General features: G+C 43.4%; 17 protein-coding genes and 1 other RNA gene. All 18 read left to right on the top strand.

Annotated features, from left to right (window positions below; translation table 11 throughout):
• Window positions 1-140: 140 nt before the first annotated feature.
• The gene (locus LKD36_RS00255; RefSeq protein ID WP_308458222.1) at window positions 141-1,985 is read left to right on the top strand and encodes an alpha-amylase family glycosyl hydrolase; all 1,845 of its coding nucleotides are present in this window, start codon (window positions 141-143) and stop codon (window positions 1,983-1,985) included.
• On the top strand, window positions 1,972-2,532 hold the full coding sequence (locus LKD36_RS00250; RefSeq protein ID WP_118769154.1) for a DUF5662 family protein: 561 nt from the start codon (window positions 1,972-1,974) through the stop codon (window positions 2,530-2,532). Before LKD36_RS00255 ends, LKD36_RS00250 begins: the two co-directional genes overlap by 14 nt.
• A gap of 56 nt (window positions 2,533-2,588) precedes the next feature.
• Window positions 2,589-2,975, top strand: a complete 387-nt coding sequence (locus tag LKD36_RS00245) for a CidA/LrgA family protein (RefSeq protein WP_118769619.1) — start codon at window positions 2,589-2,591, stop codon at window positions 2,973-2,975.
• Window positions 2,968-3,660, top strand: a complete 693-nt coding sequence (locus tag LKD36_RS00240; protein ID WP_308458221.1) for an LrgB family protein — start codon at window positions 2,968-2,970, stop codon at window positions 3,658-3,660. The genes LKD36_RS00245 and LKD36_RS00240 overlap by 8 nt, the downstream gene beginning before the upstream one ends.
• A gap of 111 nt (window positions 3,661-3,771) precedes the next feature.
• Window positions 3,772-4,779: a deoxyguanosinetriphosphate triphosphohydrolase gene (locus LKD36_RS00235; RefSeq protein WP_118769156.1), complete on the top strand. Its 1,008-nt coding sequence runs from the start codon at window positions 3,772-3,774 to the stop codon at window positions 4,777-4,779.
• A gap of 2 nt (window positions 4,780-4,781) precedes the next feature.
• On the top strand, window positions 4,782-6,548 hold the full coding sequence (dnaG, locus tag LKD36_RS00230) for a DNA primase (RefSeq protein ID WP_118769157.1): 1,767 nt from the start codon (window positions 4,782-4,784) through the stop codon (window positions 6,546-6,548).
• A 37-nt stretch (window positions 6,549-6,585) separates the two neighbouring features.
• Complete coding sequence (rpoD, locus tag LKD36_RS00225) at window positions 6,586-7,689, top strand: RNA polymerase sigma factor RpoD (RefSeq protein WP_118769158.1); 1,104 nt, start codon at window positions 6,586-6,588, stop codon at window positions 7,687-7,689.
• A gap of 9 nt (window positions 7,690-7,698) precedes the next feature.
• Window positions 7,699-8,427, top strand: coding sequence for a class I SAM-dependent methyltransferase (locus LKD36_RS00220; RefSeq protein WP_308458220.1), 729 nt, complete (start codon window positions 7,699-7,701; stop codon window positions 8,425-8,427).
• Entirely contained in the window at window positions 8,414-9,184 is a 771-nt protein-coding gene (locus LKD36_RS00215) for a Nif3-like dinuclear metal center hexameric protein (protein ID WP_308458219.1), read from the top strand. The genes LKD36_RS00220 and LKD36_RS00215 overlap by 14 nt, the downstream gene beginning before the upstream one ends.
• A gap of 44 nt (window positions 9,185-9,228) precedes the next feature.
• On the top strand, window positions 9,229-10,881 hold the full coding sequence (locus LKD36_RS00210; protein WP_308458218.1) for a nucleoside kinase: 1,653 nt from the start codon (window positions 9,229-9,231) through the stop codon (window positions 10,879-10,881).
• 77 nt (window positions 10,882-10,958) lie between these two features.
• Window positions 10,959-11,597 (top strand): phosphatase PAP2 family protein, encoded by a 639-nt coding sequence (locus tag LKD36_RS00205; RefSeq protein WP_308458216.1) that lies wholly within the window; start codon window positions 10,959-10,961, stop codon window positions 11,595-11,597.
• A gap of 1 nt (window position 11,598) precedes the next feature.
• Complete coding sequence (locus tag LKD36_RS00200) at window positions 11,599-11,892, top strand: putative quinol monooxygenase (RefSeq protein ID WP_118769163.1); 294 nt, start codon at window positions 11,599-11,601, stop codon at window positions 11,890-11,892.
• Between the two features lie 139 nt (window positions 11,893-12,031).
• Window positions 12,032-14,125, top strand: a complete 2,094-nt coding sequence (locus LKD36_RS00195) for an McrB family protein (RefSeq protein ID WP_118769164.1) — start codon at window positions 12,032-12,034, stop codon at window positions 14,123-14,125.
• Window positions 14,100-15,428 (top strand): 5-methylcytosine restriction system specificity protein McrC, encoded by a 1,329-nt coding sequence (locus LKD36_RS00190; RefSeq protein ID WP_308458215.1) that lies wholly within the window; start codon window positions 14,100-14,102, stop codon window positions 15,426-15,428. The genes LKD36_RS00195 and LKD36_RS00190 overlap by 26 nt, the downstream gene beginning before the upstream one ends.
• Window positions 15,429-15,500: 72 nt before the next feature.
• Entirely contained in the window at window positions 15,501-16,244 is a 744-nt protein-coding gene (locus LKD36_RS00185) for a helix-turn-helix domain-containing protein (RefSeq protein ID WP_308458214.1), read from the top strand.
• A 489-nt stretch (window positions 16,245-16,733) separates the two neighbouring features.
• Window positions 16,734-17,076, top strand: an RNA gene (rnpB, locus tag LKD36_RS00180) — RNase P RNA component class A.
• Between the two features lie 84 nt (window positions 17,077-17,160).
• Window positions 17,161-17,685 (top strand): GNAT family N-acetyltransferase, encoded by a 525-nt coding sequence (locus tag LKD36_RS00175; protein WP_308458213.1) that lies wholly within the window; start codon window positions 17,161-17,163, stop codon window positions 17,683-17,685.
• Window positions 17,682-18,443, top strand: coding sequence for an exodeoxyribonuclease III (locus LKD36_RS00170; protein WP_118769168.1), 762 nt, complete (start codon window positions 17,682-17,684; stop codon window positions 18,441-18,443). The genes LKD36_RS00175 and LKD36_RS00170 overlap by 4 nt, the downstream gene beginning before the upstream one ends.
• Window positions 18,444-18,446 lie beyond the last annotated feature (3 nt).

Raw genomic sequence — 18,446 nt, 5'->3', positions numbered from 1 at the left:
TCTTTCTTTTAGATCAAAACCATTCGCAGAAAGAGCGGGCAGAGATGCCTGCTCTTTTTGCATTTGCAAACCGTGCCCGGCAATGGTATAATACTTATAATTGGGTAAAATGGCGATTGCTGAGAGGACAGGATAAGAACATGTGGAAGGATCGCATCAGGCCCGGAAACCCGGAAAAGCTTGGGGTTACCAGGGCAGGAAGAGAACTTAATTTTGCGGTGGCAGTGCAGGACGGAAAAGACTGCAGTCTGCTATTGTACCGGAAAGGTATGGACGAGCCGGAACTGGAATTGGGTTTCACAGATGATATGAGATTCGGAGAGATCTGTGCCATGGGGCTGGAAGGTCTGCCGGTGCAGGAATATGAATACAACTATAAGATAGACAGAAAAGTCGTACAGGATCCCTATGCGGCATTCATACGGGGAAGAGAGATCTGGGGAAAAGCGGTGGAAGAAGAAAAGCTTCGCTGTCAGACCCGGTTTGAATCTTTTTCGTGGGCAGGGGATCATCCTCTGGCATTGCCGGTGGAACAGTGTGTGCTGTACAAAACCCATGTCCGGGGATTTACTATGGATCCAAGTTCCGGTGTCCGTCATCCGGGAACCTTTGCTGGCATCCGGGAAAAGATTCCCTACCTGAAAAAACTGGGTATTACACAGCTTTTGTTGATGCCAGTATATGAATTTGCCGAGATCAGAGAAGAACATGCGGCGAAAAAGCATATGCCGGTCCGTAAAGGCATGGGTGAGAGGATCAATTACTGGGGATATGGAAAAGCATATTATTTTGCACCGAAAGCATCTTACAGCGCATCCGGGGATCCGGTGAAAGAATTGAAAATGTTGGTGCGGGAACTGCATAAAAATGGCATCGAACTGATTCTGGAATTTTACTTTCCGGAAGGAATCAGACCGGGACTTGTACTGGATTGTATCCGCCATTGGGTGAAGGAATACCATATTGATGGTGTCCAGATTAACAGTGACACCGTATTTACCACGCTTCTGGCGTCAGACCCGCTTCTGGCGAAGACGAAGATCTTAAGCGAATATTTTGATACCGGACATATTTATGACCAAGAAGATCAGCCGGGATTTCGTCATCTGATGGAATGCAATGATGATTTCATGATGAAGCTGCGTCGGTTCCTGAAAGGGGACGAAGGAGCGCTGCAGGAGCTGATGGAAAAAATGCGTCAGAATCCGGAGCAGGTGATTCCGGTCAATTATGCGGCAGGACACAATGGCTTTACGCTGATGGATTCAGTGTCTTATGAGAGCAAACATAATGAAGCTAACGGTGAGGACAACCGGGATGGCAGTGATTATAACTGCAGCTACAATTATGGGGAAGAAGGTCAGACTGCGGCGCGGAAGCTGAAGAAGCTCAGGGAAAGGCAGCTTCGGAACGCGCTTCTGCTGGTGCTGCTTTCCCAGGGAGTTCCTGCTGTCTATGGTGGGGATGAGATGGAGAATTCCCAGCAGGGAAATAATAATGTCTACTGCCAGGACAATGAACTTTCCTGGATCCAGTGGCCGAAAACAAAAAGTGGAAAGAACCTGCAGAATTTTACAAAAGATGCAATAGAGTTTCGAAAGACACATCCTGCTTTTGGAAGAAATAGGGCATATACGATGCACGATACGGGAGCGAAGGGTATGCCGGATCTTTCTTATCATGGAAGAAAAGCTTGGTATGGTGATTTTGAAGGCGGGAGCAGACATGTGGGAATTCTTTATGCCGGATGCCATACCGGAGGCGAGACATTGTATGTAGTCTGCAATATGCACACGACATCACAGGAACTGGCTTTGCCGACACTTCCATCAGGAAAATTCTGGAAAGTCATTGCAGATACCGGATGCGAGGGACAGTGCTTTTTCCCGGAAGGCAGGAAGCCGGAGCTGGCAGGGGAAAAGACTGTAAAAGTGGCCCCGCGGACAATTATGATTATGGCAGGTAGAAAAGATGCAGCTGATTAATATATGGAGACATTTCCACACGATTACGGAACATAAGATTATGGTTGCCAGACATTGTTTTAAGGTGGGCATGTACTGGCAGGGACTCACCCATGATCTTTCCAAATATTCCCCGTCAGAATTCTGGCAGGGCGTGAAGTATTATCAGGGATATCGAAGTCCGAACAATGCGGAGAGAGAAGATAAGGGCTATTCCGCAGCGTGGCTTCACCACAAAGGAAGAAACAAGCATCATTATGAGTACTGGATTGATTACAGTACAGGACCGGTCAAGGGGATGACCGGAATGAAGATGCCGTTAAAGTATGTCAATGAGATGATTATGGACAGAATTGCAGCATCGAAAGTCTATGAGGGGACAGCATACACACAGCATTCACCACTCAAATATTATGAGATGGGAAAAGATGGCTATATGATTCATCCGGAAACCAGGGCGCTTCTGGAGTATATCTTAAAAATGCTGGACAAAAAGGGAGAGGAAAAGACATTTGCCTACATGAGAAAATATATGGTAGGCAGAAAAAATTATCCAAAGATAAAATAGAGCATAAAAGACAGGAGGAATTGCCGGACAAAAGTGAAAGGTCCGGCAGACAGATTATGAAATATGCATATCAGGTGATGATTATTGGCGGAATCTCCTTTGCCGGAGAACTTTTGAACACATTGCTGCCGCTCCCGGTACCGGCCAGCGTCTATGGAATGGTAATCTTGCTGATCTGTCTCTGCACGAAAGTGATCAGATTGAATCAGATTCAGGAGACCGCAGATTTTATGCTGGCAGCCATGCCGCTGGTATTCGTAGGCCCCGGAGTAGCACTGATGGAATCCTTCGGATTGATGAAAGATTCTCTTCTTGGAATTGTCATAATTTCCATAGTCAGCATGGTTTTTGTCATGATACTGACTGGACTGATCGCACAGTTCCTGGTGATTAAAAAGAGAAGACTGGAAGAAGAGAGACTGGAGGAAGAGATCAATGAATAGTGTAGTGCAGAGTTCTGCTTATTTTGGATTTTTTATTACCCTTTTTGGTTACTGGATTTCATCACAGATTGCAAAAAAAGCGAAAAGCACCCTGTGCAATCCGCTTCTTTTAACCATTATTTTTATCATTGTATTTTTAAAACTGACGGGAACTCAGTATGCGTCTTATGAAACTGGCGTAAAATACATTAATTATTTTCTGACACCATCCACCGTCTGTCTGGCAGTCCCGCTGTATCGGCAGATGAAACTTCTGAAAGAATATGCAGGAGCAATCCTGATCAGTATCATTTCCGGAACCGTGGCATGTGCCATTATGATTTTTGCCATGTCCAGGCTGTTTGCATTGGATACCAGTATCTATGCATCTCTGGTTCCGAAGTCCATTACCACTGCAATTGCCCTGGGAATGAGCGAAGAGCTGGGTGGCATTGCCGCAGTAACAGTTATGGCAGTATTTATCACGGGAATTTTGGGCGCTGTGATTGCAACGACCGTATTTAAGATTTTCCATATTGAAGATCCGGTCGCACAGGGGCTGGCGCTGGGAACAGCTTCCCATGCCATCGGTACCAGCAAGGCATTGGAGCTGGGAGAGATTCAGGCAGCCATGAGCAGCCTTGCCATCGCCGTAACCGGTATCCTGACCGTGATTGTGGGACCGATTGTGGCCGGTTTTTATTAAAATTTGGAAAAAATAAAAAAAGTTTAAAAAAAAGAAGGATTTTTGGGCTCAACGCAGTAATTTATATATAGAGGATACTTTTTAACCGCTTTTGTCGAAGGAGGGATCAGTATGACTATTCGTGAAAGTACGGAGCTATGGGAAAAAACATACTTAAGTCCGTATGCATCCTGCAGCTGTGATTCCAGAGGCCGTGACAGGGAAGAACCCGAGTGTGATATCAGGCCGGTGTACCAGAGGGATCGCGACCGCATCCTGCACTGTAAATCGTTCCGGAGACTGAAGCATAAGACGCAGGTATTCCTTACACCTCAGGGGGATCATTATCGTACGCGTCTGACGCATACACTGGAAGTGTCACAGACGGCACGGACGATTTCCCGTGCGCTGAGGTTGAATGAAGATTTGACAGAGGCCATCGCACTTGGACATGATCTGGGACATACGCCTTTCGGTCATGCCGGGGAGCGGGCACTGAATAAGATTTTCAGTGAAGGTTTTGCCCATCAGAAACAGAGTGTTCGAATTGTGGAGAAGCTGGAAAAAGGAGGCAGGGGACTGAATCTGACATGGGAAGTCAGGGACGGTATCCTGAATCATCAGCTATCCGGGAACCCTTCCACATTGGAGGGAAAAGTGGTTCGCTATGCGGACAAGATTGCCTATATCAATCATGATGTGGATGACAGTATCCGCGCGGGAATTATCAGGGAAGAAGATCTTCCGGATACCTACACGGATATTCTGGGGCATTCGACCAGAGAGAGACTGAATACACTGATTCATGATATTGTAAATCAGAGCAAGGATAAACCGGATATTCAGATGTCGGAAGATGTGGAATTTGCCTTTCGAGGGATGCGGAAGTATATGTTTGAAAATGTATACACGAATCCCAGAGCCAAAGGAGAGGAACAGAAGGCAGAGAATATTCTGAGAGAACTGTTTCAATACTATATGGAACATCCGGAGTTGTTGTCCACAGAGTATATTGAACGGATGTGGCAGTCCGGCGAGACGCAGGAACGAAGCGTCTGTGATTACATATCAGGAATGACAGATCAGTATGCAATTGCAAAATTCCAGGAATTTTTCGTTCCGGTTGCCTGGAGGTATTAAAGATGAGTTTTTATTCACAGGAGCTGGTGGAGGAAATACGATCCAGAAGCGATATTGTGGATGTGATCAACAGTTATGTGAGACTGCAGAGGAAGGGAAGTAATTATGTAGGTGTGTGTCCTTTCCATAATGATCACAGTCCATCCATGTCGGTGAACCAGCCAAGACAGATGTACCGCTGCTTCAGCTGTGGAGCAGGCGGAGATGTATTCAAATTTGTAATGGATTATGAGAACCTGACCTTTCCGGAAGCACTGAAGGTGCTGGCGGACCGGGCAGGAATTGAACTGCCGGAGAGAAATGTATCCAGGGAAGAGCGGGAACAGGAGGACTTAAAAAGCCGGATTCTGGAGGTTAATAAGGTAGCAGCCAGCTACTATTATTACCTGCTGCGGAAACCGGAAGGAAAGCTGGGACTTGACTATCTGCTGGGAAGACAGTTATCCATGGAGACGCTTCAGAAGTTTGGTCTCGGATATTCCGGGAAGACGGGACATGAGCTTTACAGATATCTGAAGAACAAAGGTTATTCCGATGCTCTGCTGAAAGAATCCGGTCTTATGCAGGTGGATGAAAAACATGGTATGTACGATAAATTCTGGAATCGTGTCATGTTTCCGATTATGGACAGCCGTGGAAAAGTTATCGGATTCGGCGGGCGCGTCATGGGGGATGGAAAACCTAAATATCTGAACTCTCCGGAGACAAGAGTATTTGACAAGAGCCGGAATCTCTACGGGCTTCATCTGGCAAGGACAAGCCGGAAGCCTAACATCATTCTGTGTGAGGGTTATATGGACGTGATCGCCATGCACCAGGCTGGTTTTAATCAGGCAGTGGCATCGCTTGGGACTGCATTTACGCAGCAGCAGTCAACGATCCTGAAACGGTATACCGATGAAGTGCTTCTGACCTATGACAGCGATGAGGCAGGCATTAAGGCAGCTCTGAGGGCTATTCCGATCCTGAAAGATGCGGGAATCCGAGCGAAGGTCATCAATATGGAACCTTATAAAGATCCGGATGAATTTATCAAGGCACTGGGATCAGAAGCGTTCCAGAAGCGAATTGATGAGGCTGAGAGCAGCTTTTTCTTCGAACTTCGGGTGCTGCAGAGAAAATATGATTTCCGGGAGCCTGAAAGCAAGACTGCATTTTTCCGGGAAGTGGCGAAGAAGCTGCTGGAGTTTGAACCAGGAATTGAACGGAATAATTATACGGAAGCCGTGGCTTCCCGTTATCATCTGACATATGAACAGCTGCAGCGGATGGTCAGCCAGACCGGAGAGCAGCTGGGAGGAATGACAAAAGTTGCATCACCGGCACCTCCGCCGGGAAGAAAGCGGCCGGAAGAGGGCGGCCTGAAATCCCAGAAACTTCTGATTACCTGGATGTGTTCGGGAGAAAAGATATTCCGCAGTATTGCAAAATACGTGGAACCGGAGGAATTTACCGACCCGCTGTGCAGAAAGGTAGCAGAGCTTCTGACAGAACAGCTGAAGGAAGGACGCTTAAATCCGCCGTCTCTGTTCCAGTATTTTACGGAAGAGGAAGAGCAGCAGAAAGTTGCCGCCATGTGTAATGACACGATCCCGGATCTTTCGGGAAGAGAAGCGGAAGAAAAAGCGCTGCAGGAGACGATCCGGAGAGTCAAGCAGAACAGTATTGCCTGGCAGACAGAACATCTGGATCCCGGTGATATGGATGCTCTGCAGAAATTGATTCGCAGACGCCGGGATATAGAGAAATTGCATATTTCTTTGGATTAAGGATAAAATATGAACAATTATGGAAGGAAGAACCAATATGGACGAAAATGTAGCAAAATTCAGTGAGAAGATGAAAGAGCTACTGGCACTGGCAAAAAAGAAGAAAAATGTGCTGGAGTATCAGGAAATCAGCGACTTTTTCAGCGACATGGAGCTGGATGCAGAGCAGTTTGATAAGATTCTGGAATTTCTTGAGCATAACAATGTAGATGTGCTTCGGATTACTGACGATGATGATGATAGTAACATCATCTTAAGTGATGAGGATGAAGTAGATATGGAGCAGATTGATCTGTCTGTTCCGGATGGTGTCAGCATCGAGGATCCGGTTCGTATGTACTTAAAAGAGATCGGTAAAGTTCCTCTGTTAAGCGCAGAGGAAGAGATTGAACTGGCAAAGAGAATGGAAGAAGGGGATGAAGATGCCAAGAAACGTCTGGCAGAGGCTAACCTTCGTCTGGTAGTCAGTATAGCAAAACGTTATGTAGGCCGCGGTATGCTGTTCCTGGATCTGATTCAGGAAGGCAACTTAGGTCTTATTAAAGCAGTTGAAAAATTCGATTACCGCAAGGGCTATAAGTTCAGTACCTATGCAACCTGGTGGATCCGTCAGGCTATCACCAGAGCCATTGCAGATCAGGCGAGAACTATTCGTATTCCGGTGCATATGGTAGAGACCATCAACAAGCTGATCCGTGTATCCCGTCAGCTTTTGCAGGAGCTTGGAAGAGAGCCGCAGCCGGAGGAGATCGCAGCAGAGATGAACATGCCGGTAGAGCGTGTGCGTGAGATTCTGAAGATTTCCCAGGAGCCGGTATCTCTGGAAACCCCGATTGGTGAGGAGGAAGACAGCCACTTAGGAGACTTCATTCAGGATGATAACGTGCCGGTACCTGCAGAGGCAGCCGCATTTACCCTGTTAAAAGAGCAGCTGGTAGAGGTACTTGGTACTTTGACAGAGAGAGAGCAGAAAGTGCTCCGTCTTCGTTTTGGACTGGACGACGGCCGTGCGCGTACACTGGAAGAGGTTGGTAAGGAATTCAATGTTACCCGTGAGCGTATCCGCCAGATCGAGGCAAAAGCATTAAGAAAGCTTCGTCATCCGAGCCGCAGCCGCAAGCTGAAGGATTTCCTGGAGTAAGAGTGATCTATGCAGTTATCAAAGAGAATGGACAGGCTGGCCTCTATGGTTACGGAGGGCAGCTCACTGGCAGATGTGGGAACGGATCATGGATATATTCCGATTGCTCTGGTACAGACAGGGAAAGTTTCGCGTGCCATTGCCATGGATATTAATAAAGGACCGCTGGAGCGCGCTGCGTTACATATCAGGGAACAGCATCTGGAAGACAGGATTACCACACGACTTTCTGACGGAATGACAGCTCTGAAAGAAGGAGAGGCAGATACAGTACTCATTGCCGGAATGGGAGGAGCGCTGACGGTGCATATCCTGGAAGGCGGCGCTCATTGCCTTACATCGGTAAAAGAGCTGATTCTTCAGCCCCAGTCCGAGATCTGGCTGGTGAGGGAATGGCTCTGTGAACATGGCTATAAAATCACGGATGAAGATATTGTACTGGATGAGGGAAAATATTATCCTATGATGCGTGTTGAGCATGGTTCCATGAAGCTTCCGGCAAAAGGGGAACTGGAATATGGAAATCCCGCTTTGCAGCGTTCCATCGGTGTATGGAGTGCATATCTTCGTGCAGAGCAGGGGAAAACAGACGTGATTTTAAAAACTCTTGTGGATAACGGTCAGGAAAAATCCGATCGCTATGTGGAACTTCTGGATAAAAGAAGCCGGATGGTGGATATGTTAAACAGAATTCCAGCCGGATGTGGACAGGAGATGAAAGAATATGAAATGCAGTGAGATTATAACGCTTCTGGAGCAGGAATATGGAAAAGAATATGCCTGTGACTGGGATAATGTGGGACTGCTGGCAGGACGCCGGGATAAAGAGGTAAAGAAAATTCTGCTGGCACTGGATGCCACGGATGAAGTGGTAGAGCAGGCGGCAGAAGGTGCTTATGATATGCTCATTACCCATCATCCCATGATTTTCGGGGCGATTAAAAGGGTAACGGATGAAGATATGGTGGGAAGACGGCTTTTAAGTCTGATCAGAAGTGATATTTCCTACTATGCCATGCATACAAATTATGATACGAGAGGTATGGCAGACCTGACTGCCCGGTTATTGAACCTGCAGGAATGCACGGTTCTGGAAGAAGTAAAGGATGGCGAAGGCATTGGCCGGGTCGGCGTCCTTCCGGAAGAAATGACTTTGCGGGAATGCGCAGAACTGGTGAAACGTGCCTATGATATTCCCAATGTGAAGATTTTTGGAAATCTGGATCAGAAGGTGCATCTGGCGGCGCTCTGCCCAGGTGCAGGAAAGAGTACCATGCACAATGCACTGCAGTTTGGCTGTGATGTGTATATTACAGGAGATATTGACCATCACACAGGAATTGATGCGGTGGATCAGGGACTCTGCATTATTGATGCGGGCCATTATGGAATGGAACACGTATTTATGGAAGATGTGAAAGCTTACCTTGAGAAAGTGCTGACGGGTGTGCATATGGACTGTGTGCCGGTGAAGTATCCGTTTGCAGTGATCTGAAGACATGAAGTAAGTCATATAAGACGGAGAGGGGTGTGCCGTATATGAGACAGATTACCGTAGAAGGACAGACTTTAAATATAAAGGATGGAACCACCTACCTGGAGTTGGCGAAAAATTTTCAGAAGAAATATGATCATGATATTGTACTGGTACTGGAAAATAATAAAATGCGGGAGCTGTTCCGGAAAGTAAAGGACGGAGCAGCTGTTACATTTCTGACAACAGGACAGATCGATGGATATAATACATACAGAAGAAGCGCAACGCTGCTGCTTTTGAAAGCAATTTATGATGTGGAAGGCATGGATGCTGTCCGCGGCATGAAAGTGGAGTTTTCTGCCGGTGAAGGCTATTATGTAAGCAGCAGAAAGATGCCGGTCAATGAGGAGACTTTAGCAAGGATCGAGAACCGGATGAAAGAGCTGGTGAGTCAGAATCTGCCCATTGAGAAACGCAGCATTCCGGTGGAAGAAGCCATTGAACATTTCACCAGACATGGAATGACTGATAAAGCAAGACTGTTCCGTTTTCGCAGAAGCTCCAGTGTCAATGTCTATCTTCTGGATGGCTTTGAAGACTATTATTATGGATATATGGTACCCAGTACCGGGTATTTGAAATATTTCAAACTGATACCCTATGATGAGGGATTTGTGCTGGAGTTTCCTCCGCGAAAGACGCCGGAGACATTTGGACCTTTCCGTGAGCAGCCGAAAGTATTCCAGACATTAAAGAACTCAACAAAATGGGGAGAAATTTTGAATGTGGGAACCGTAGGTGCGCTGAATGAACAGATTTCGGAAGGAAATGTAGGAAATATCATTCTGGCGCAGGAAGCAATTATGGAAAAAGGTCTGGGAGATATTGCGGCGGAGATCGCGTCCAGACCGGATAAAAAGCTGATTATGATTGCCGGACCTTCTTCCTCCGGTAAGACCACATTTTCCCACAGACTTTCCATTCAGCTTATGGCCCATGGATTAAAACCGCATCCGATCGCGGTGGATAATTATTTTGTGGAGCGGGTGGATACGCCGAAGGATGAGAACGGACAATATAATTTCGAATGTCTGGAAGCCATGGACATTGAACTGTTCAATCAGCAGATGAGCGCCCTCCTTCGGGGAGAGAAAGTGTTCATGCCGACATTTAATTTTGTTACCGGTATGAAGGAATATAAGGGGAACAGCCTGAAGCTTGGTCCGGAAGATGTGCTGGTCATCGAAGGTATTCACTGTCTTAATGATGCCCTTTCCTATTCCCTTCCGGCAGAAAATAAGTTCAAGATCTACGTGAGCGCTTTGACACAGATGAATATTGATGAACACAACCGGATTCCGACCACGGACGGCCGTCTGATCCGTCGTATGGTGCGGGACGCCAGAACCCGCGGGGCAAGTGCGCAGAAGACTATTTCCATGTGGCCTTCCGTCCGCCGCGGCGAAGATGAGAACATCTTCCCCTATCAGGAATCTGCGGATGTAGTATTCAATTCCGCACTGATCTATGAACTGGCAGTATTAAAACAGTATGCAGAACCGCTGCTTTTCGGCATCCGACCGGAAGACCCGGAATATCTGGAAGCAAAACGGCTGCTCAAATTCCTCAACTATTTCCAGGGAATTGACAGTAACCTGATTCCGGGAAATTCCATATTACGAGAATTTATCGGGGGAAGTTTCTTCCCGGTATAAAATACAGGGGGAGAGCGGATTGGGCTCGTAGGAGCATCCGCTCTCCCTGTATGATTATAGAAAGTGATTACATAATAATGAAAGAACTAATCAAAAAACGACATCTCATTCCGATTGCGGTTTGGTTTGTTATTTACATGGGATTATTTGGATTTCTGGAGATCGTACCGCCGAAGGATGTGCATCTGATCCATTGTGCGCTGGATGACAGAATTCCTAATATGGCAATCTTTATTTATCCATATGTGAGCTGGTTTCCGTACATCGTGGTGTGTGCAGCATTGGCAATTAAAAATCTGGATGATAGACAATTTAAAAAAGCGGTTCTGGTTCTGACCACGGGGATGAATATTTTCCTGTTTATCTCCTATGTGTGGCCTACAGGACTTGATTTTCGCGAGAGCATTGTCTATGATCTTCATACCTTGAGTGGAAATCTGCTGAAGTTTGTACAGACCGCGGATACGCCGAAAAGTGTATTTCCAAGCATGCATGTCTATGTGACATTGGTGCTGCAGTACACACTGGAAATGCAGAAAAAGCTGGTTCCCGCGTGGGGAATATGGGTTGGCCGGGTGCTGGCATTATTGATTGTACTGTCCACCATGTTTACCAAACAGCATTCCGCAGTGGATGTGACTGCTGCAATCGTTATGTTCGCAGTGCTGGCACTGGCGGCAGAAAAATTGGTAAAAGAACCGAAAGAAGAAAATTAGAATGGAAGAAAAAATTCTGCTGTTGGTAACGTATGAAGTGAAACCGGGAGAACGGGAAAACCTTGTAAATACAGTGACGGAAGCCGGAATTCTGGGGAAAATTAGGAAAGAAGATGGATGCATCAGTTATCAGTATTATTTTGACAGCGCAGATGCGGATAGGATTCTTTTGGTGGAAAGATGGGAGTCGGAAACCAAACAGCAGGAACATCTGAAAACTGCCCACATGGTAGCGTTCAAAGGGATTAAGGAACAGTATGTGCTGAATACGACGGTGGAGAAAGTGAAATTCTGATAAAAGAATGGTAGACAACCCAAATTGAGAAGAGCTGTTGGAAAAATCCAACAGCTTTTTTGATTACATGGAATAAAATATAGAATGATGTTACAATAATGTGGGAGTAAAATAGCGAAAATATGAGGAGGATCCTAATATGGCAATACCGAAAATAAATGATCAGAACATTGCAGATGCAATCAAATATATTGATGAACATGGTGTTCCTGATAAAAATAAAAGTACACAGTATCTGCTTGTGATGGAAGATGGAAAGAAGTATCCACCTAAATATGTAATTGCGGTTGCAAATCATTTAGCAAATGGAAGTGGCATTATAACAAATAATTTTAATGCAGTAGAAGCAAAGAATTATTTTGAGACTAGAGGTTATAATATCGAATTAAAACAGGAAAAATATGAACTTACAATTACAGCAAAGGAAATAGTGTCTACGGATGGAAGGTTTACCATAAATGATTTGTACTTGGGCGATAATTACAAACCCATTGAGGCATATTTTGTTAAAGCGGATGGAGAGATCATACATAGAAACTATAATAAGGGTGAAAGAAGAAATACGAATCAAACACTTCCCAGGCTAGCATTTCAGATATTTGAAAAACAAATTATGGATCTTTCTGAATGGGATAGAGAAAAGTTCCCTATATGTAAATATACACCTGAAAATGAAACCATATGTGGAATATTTTTGACAGTAGAAGAATTTTTAAAGTATAGAAATTCAATGGAACATTTAACATATAAAAGAGAAAGTGGTCCGCAGTTCGTCATGTATTGTTGGAACATATTTTCTACACTTCTTTTTGCACAGGAATGTTTGAAACGATTCGGAAATGAAAATGATAAATTTGTCCTTATATATCGTGATAAAACAGAACAAGAAAAAAATCAGGCTATAAATGAAGCTATGGTTGTTGAAGAAGAAAAGAAATCTGCAGAAGGGTGTAAAAATCCATATTCCAAAATTTTGTTGGAATCAAAAAATATTATTTTTAGAGGAGCGCCAGGAACTGGAAAATCATATCTTGCTAAAGAAATTGCAGCAGATATTATCAGTAATGGATATACGAATAAATATACAGATCTTTCAGAGGAACAAAAAAGGCAAGTTGAATTTGTTCAGTTTCATCCAAGCTATGACTATTCTGATTTTGTAGAAGGTCTTCGTCCTAAAATGAATAATGACGGTTCCATGGGATTTGAATTACAGGATGGAGTATTTAAAAGATTTGCAGATAGAGCAAGAAAGAATTTAGAAGATTCAAAAAAGTCAAAAGAATTAGTAGAACAGGAAGTTTCTGCAAAAGCTGCGATGACAGACTTTTTCGAGAGCATAAATTTAGGAGTAGATACATTTAAGACGGTTACAGGGAATGAATTTATCATTGTCAATGTTGATGATAAACATGTTAGCATATCAATTCCGGGAAATGCAACGATTGATAAACTGAATTTGAATATTGAAGAATTGCAGAAGATGTTGGAATCGGATGTGGTTTTTGAAAAGGTCAATGACATTACAAATTTTTTCGGAAAACAATTTGCTACTCAGGCGTATTCATATGATTTTGCAATTTATAAAGCAATTAAATTACGGAAGACTGAAAAGCATGCAATGGCAGTTTCTCCAGAAGCGCAGAAAAAATATGTTTTCATTATTGATGAAATTAATCGAGGAGAAATATCAAAAATATTGGGTGAACTGTTTTTTGCTATTGATCCAGGATATAGAGGAAAAATCGGGGAGGTTATGACGCAGTATTCCAATCTGCATAGTGATCCAAATGAAAAATTTTATATACCGGAAAATGTATATATTATAGGTACAATGAATGATATTGATCGATCAGTTGATAGTTTTGATTTTGCAATGAGAAGAAGATTTCGATTTGTAGAAATTAGAGCAGTAGATACACAGGATATGTTGGAATCTTTGGAAAATGAAGAACTTATGGCAGATGCAATTAAAAGAATGGACAGCCTTAATGAAGAAATTATTAAGGTCCCAGACTTGAATGAGAATTATCAAGTGGGAGCATCTTACTTTTTAAAACTTAAAGTATTGGGATTTGATGAGTTATGGACAGATTATTTGCAGCCATTGTTACAGGACTATGTACGCGGACTGAATGAAGAAGATGATTACATGAAGAAATTTGCAAGAGCATATGGATATAAAATTTCAGATGAGGGTGATTCAGATGAAACAACTCAAAATGAAAGATAATCAGTATAGATCTAAAAGTGAATTTGGTGAAGTGCAGGCGGTGGTTAATTGCATTGTAGATAAAACATTGGAGCAAATGGAAAGAAAAGGAATATTTGTCTTTCCGGAGCTTATCAAAAACTCGGAAGATTTAACAAAAGATCAGATGATATTGCAAAGTTTTAATGACATGTACATTTCAGGAAATGTAATTGGGTTTCTGGGAGTTGGTAAACAACAAATTGTAATAGAGTCAAGATTTAGTAAAGGTGAAAATGATTATTTTTGTCAATATTTATTGGAAAAAGTATTAAATTTTCCAAACTATATTAATCTTGAAACAAATGCGAATCAAAATGATAAATTATTTAATCTGCTTTTGATTTTGTTTCCAAGATATTTGCAGGAGGCTATGAGAAAGGGGATTTTTAGGTCGTATATTTGTAAGCAGTATAATGACAACAATGCAAGAGGTATAATTAATGTTGATAGGCATATTAGAGAGAATACGCCTTTTGTTGGTAATGTTGCATACTCTCAGCGAGAATATACATATGACAATTATTTAGTAGAACTGATACGTCATACAGTTGAATTCATAAAAAGTAAATCATTTGGTAGAACGATTTTAAATTCTGTAAAAGAAGAAGTGCAACAAGTGGTTAAAGCTACTCCAAATTATAGAGTTGGTGATAGGGGGAAGATTATTAATGAAAACCGTAAGCGGACAATAAGACATGCTTATTATCATGAATATCGTGCACTACAGCAATTGTGTATTTTAATCTTACGGAATGAGAAACATCAGTATGGAAATGGGACAAGTAATGTTTATGGAATCTTGTTTGATGCTGCATGGCTTTGGGAAGAATATATGAATATGCTTCTTCATGATGAATTTTATCATCCCCAAAATAAAGTCAGAGATGGAGCACAATATTTATTTGAACATAAGAATGGATTGATTTATCCAGACTTTATTGGGAAAAACAATGAATATCGGATTATTGCAGACGCAAAATATAAACCTACAAATAATATTAAAAATAAGGACTATTTACAGGTTTTGGCATATATGTTTAGATTCGATGCAAAACAAGGGTATTATTTGTATCCAGAAGTTGATGATATGGATGCAATACAACTAAGAATGAATCGTGGAATGACTTACGAAAAAAATGTTACTCCGAGAGATGATATTTTTATAGTAAAATGTGGTTTGCAGATCCCAGAGAATGTAAAAGATTATACTGATTTTGTAGAGAAAATGAAACAGAACGAGGATGCATTTAAAAAGAAAATATTCAAGAATTTGCTTAGGTAAAGATTCTTGGCGTGACAACTTTCCGCCAACAAGGTATGATAAAGCTACCAGAAGAGGGAAGGGGAGTGGCATATGAGTCGGATCGGGAAAAATATCAAAAAAGCGCGGGCAGAAAAAGGGTATACTCAGGAGCAGCTGGCGCAGAAATTAAGTGTGACGCGAAATACGATTTCTAATTATGAGACAGGACATTCCAATCCGGATATTGAGATGCTTCAGATGCTGGCAGAGGCACTGGAAACAGATCCCAATACACTGATCTACGGTGAGAAGAAAAACCAGTCAGTGGATCAGATCTGGAGAAAAGAGATTTTAAAAAGAATTGCATGGCTTGTAATTGCAGGACTGATCATGATGGTATCTTCCTATCTCATTAAATATGGAAATGAAATAGCAAAGGATACATTTATGGTTCCAGTTTGGGTGTACTGGTTGATTCTGGCAGCATGTCCATTGGCGTTTATTATAATTGGCACTCAGCTTATGGCATTAGCCTGGCGTGCATGTGGAAAAACAATCGCGGATCAACAATGGACAAAGGTTGTGTTCTGGATTCTGACTGCGGCAATCATCCTTTGGATAGCTGCTGTTACCGTAGACTGCATACGGTATGAATATGCACGGTGGCTATATAAAGAGGCAGCAAAAAATCTCAGCGAAGATGAATCTTTGATGTTCAGCTTTACTTCTCGCATTTGGGGGATCGGATTTCATATTTATGGATTTTACAAATGGCTGTGGGTTCTCGGCTGGGGTGCCTGCGGAATGGCGCTGGCAATCCTGTGGCCTGAGAAAAAACAGCAGACACCCAGCTGAGGAAAGTGACGGCCTGTGAAAGAAAAATCACTTTTATTTGACTAATTGTCTGTGTATTGAGTAGTTTGGGCATATGGCTGATTAAAGATAAATTATAGCCAAATATCAGTAAAAATAGAAAAAAATCATGATCTGTGAAGAATAAAAAATGAAATTTGGGCAGATGGAAATATTGATATTGAAAATGCCCACAAAATAAAGCAGATTTTGGCAGAAAAGAGGAGATACTTTCTATCTGCCCAATATGGGATTACAGCATTTGAAATCTGGAAGATTTTACGGAAAAAGAGCCTGTTATTGGGTATCAGGAAATAGTTATGATCTATCTGCCCAATCTCTGGGACAGCACATAACAACTGGCACTTCAAAACCGGCCATAGTAAGATTGCGGAATTTCCCGTTCATCTGCCACTGGGACTTTGGAGTGTTGACAAAATTACAATTCCCCATAGACAATCGTTTAAAATTACGCTACAATAGAACATACGGCAAGTAAGACAGACAATCGCGGCTGATTTTATCAGGTGAGGAAAGTCCGGGCTTCACAGGGCAGGATGCCGGATAACGTCCGGTGGAGGTGACTCCAAGGCCAGTGCAACAGAGATATACCGCCAGCACCGAAAGGAGCTGGTAAGGGTGGAAAGGCAGTGTAAGAGACTACCGCCCGACTGGTAACAGGCGGGGCACATGTAAACCCCATCCGAAGCAAGACCAAGCAGAAGCATATGGTGGCCCGCCAGCTTCAGGTAGGTTGCTTGAACGTGCCGGTAACGGTACGTCTAGATAGATGATTGTCCAACGACATAACCCGGCTTATCGTTTTGCTTGCTGTAAAAATAAGATTGATAAAGACGCAGGGCGGCTTCTACAAAAGGAAGTTCCCTGCGTTTTTTATATCAGGAGAGGAAGAATATCCATGGTACGATTACGTCCATATAAGAAATGTGATGCGGCCACGATTGTGGGATGGCTTACCAATGAAGCCGGATTCTGGAAATGGTGTGCTGGAAGATATGATCACTATCCGATTACAGCAGAGGATATGAATGCTTTTTACAACCAGTTTGAACAGAATCCCCGCTATTTTCAGATGACGATGCTGGATGGAACAGAAGTAAAGGGGCATCTCATCATGCAGTTCCTCGATGAGGAGATGAAAGACCTGAAATTTGGCTGTATTATCGTGGATTCTGCAGTCCGTGGAAAAGGGTATGGTTACCGGATGCTGGCACAGGCACTTGACTATGCATTTGGAATTCTGAAAGTGGATCGGGTATCACTGGGTGTCTTTGAAAATAATCCGGCGGCAAGGCGGTGCTATGAGAGACTGGGACTTACTGCAACCGGAAAATATGAAGTGTATCATCTGATGGGAGAGGACTGGAACTTTCATGAGATGGAAATCAGCAGAGAAAAGTGGACAGGGGGAGAACAGCGATGACAAAATTATATTCCTGGAATGTAAATGGCCTGCGTGCCTGTATGGAAAAAGGTTTTCGGGAGTTTTTAGAGAGGGAACAGCCGGATGTGCTGTGCCTGCAGGAAACCAAGATGCAGCCGCATCAGGCAGAGTTTGAGTTTCCGGGCTATGAGATCTACTGGAACAGTGCAGTGAAAAAAGGATATTCCGGAACAGCAGTGCTTACAAAAGAAAAGCCGGTAAGTGTCTCCTATGACCTTGGATTTGAAGACAGGCATAACACGGAAGGACGTGCCATTACAGTAGAGTATCCGGATTATTATCTGGTGTGTGTCTATGTTCCCAATGCCCAGGACGGATTAAAGAGAATTGACTACCGGATGGAATGGGAAGATGATTTCCGCGCCTACGTGGGTGGCCTGAAAGAAAAGAAGCCGGTCATCATTACCGGTGACATGAACGTGGCAAAGGAAGAGATCGATCTGAAAAACCCCAAGAGTAATCGTGGAAATGCAGGATTTTCCGATCAGGAACGGGATAAAATGAGGGAGCTTCTGGCATCCGGTTTTGTGGATTCTTTCCGCTATCTCTATCCGGATCTGAAAGATGCCTACAGCTGGTGGTCTTACCGCTTTAAGGCAAGAGAGCGGAACGCAGGCTGGCGGATTGACTATTTTTTAGTATCTGAGGGAATGGAAGAAAGAATCGAAGACAGCAAAATTCTTTCCGAGCAACTGGGCAGTGACCATTGCCCGGTGGAACTGATTTTAAAATCATAAAGC

This window comes from Hominiventricola filiformis (assembly GCF_020686965.1).
In the GTDB taxonomy this organism is placed as follows: Bacteria; Bacillota; Clostridia; order Lachnospirales; family Lachnospiraceae; genus Hominiventricola; species Hominiventricola filiformis.
Note: the sequence above shows the minus strand (reverse complement) of the source record. Positions and strands in the feature narration are given on the sequence as shown.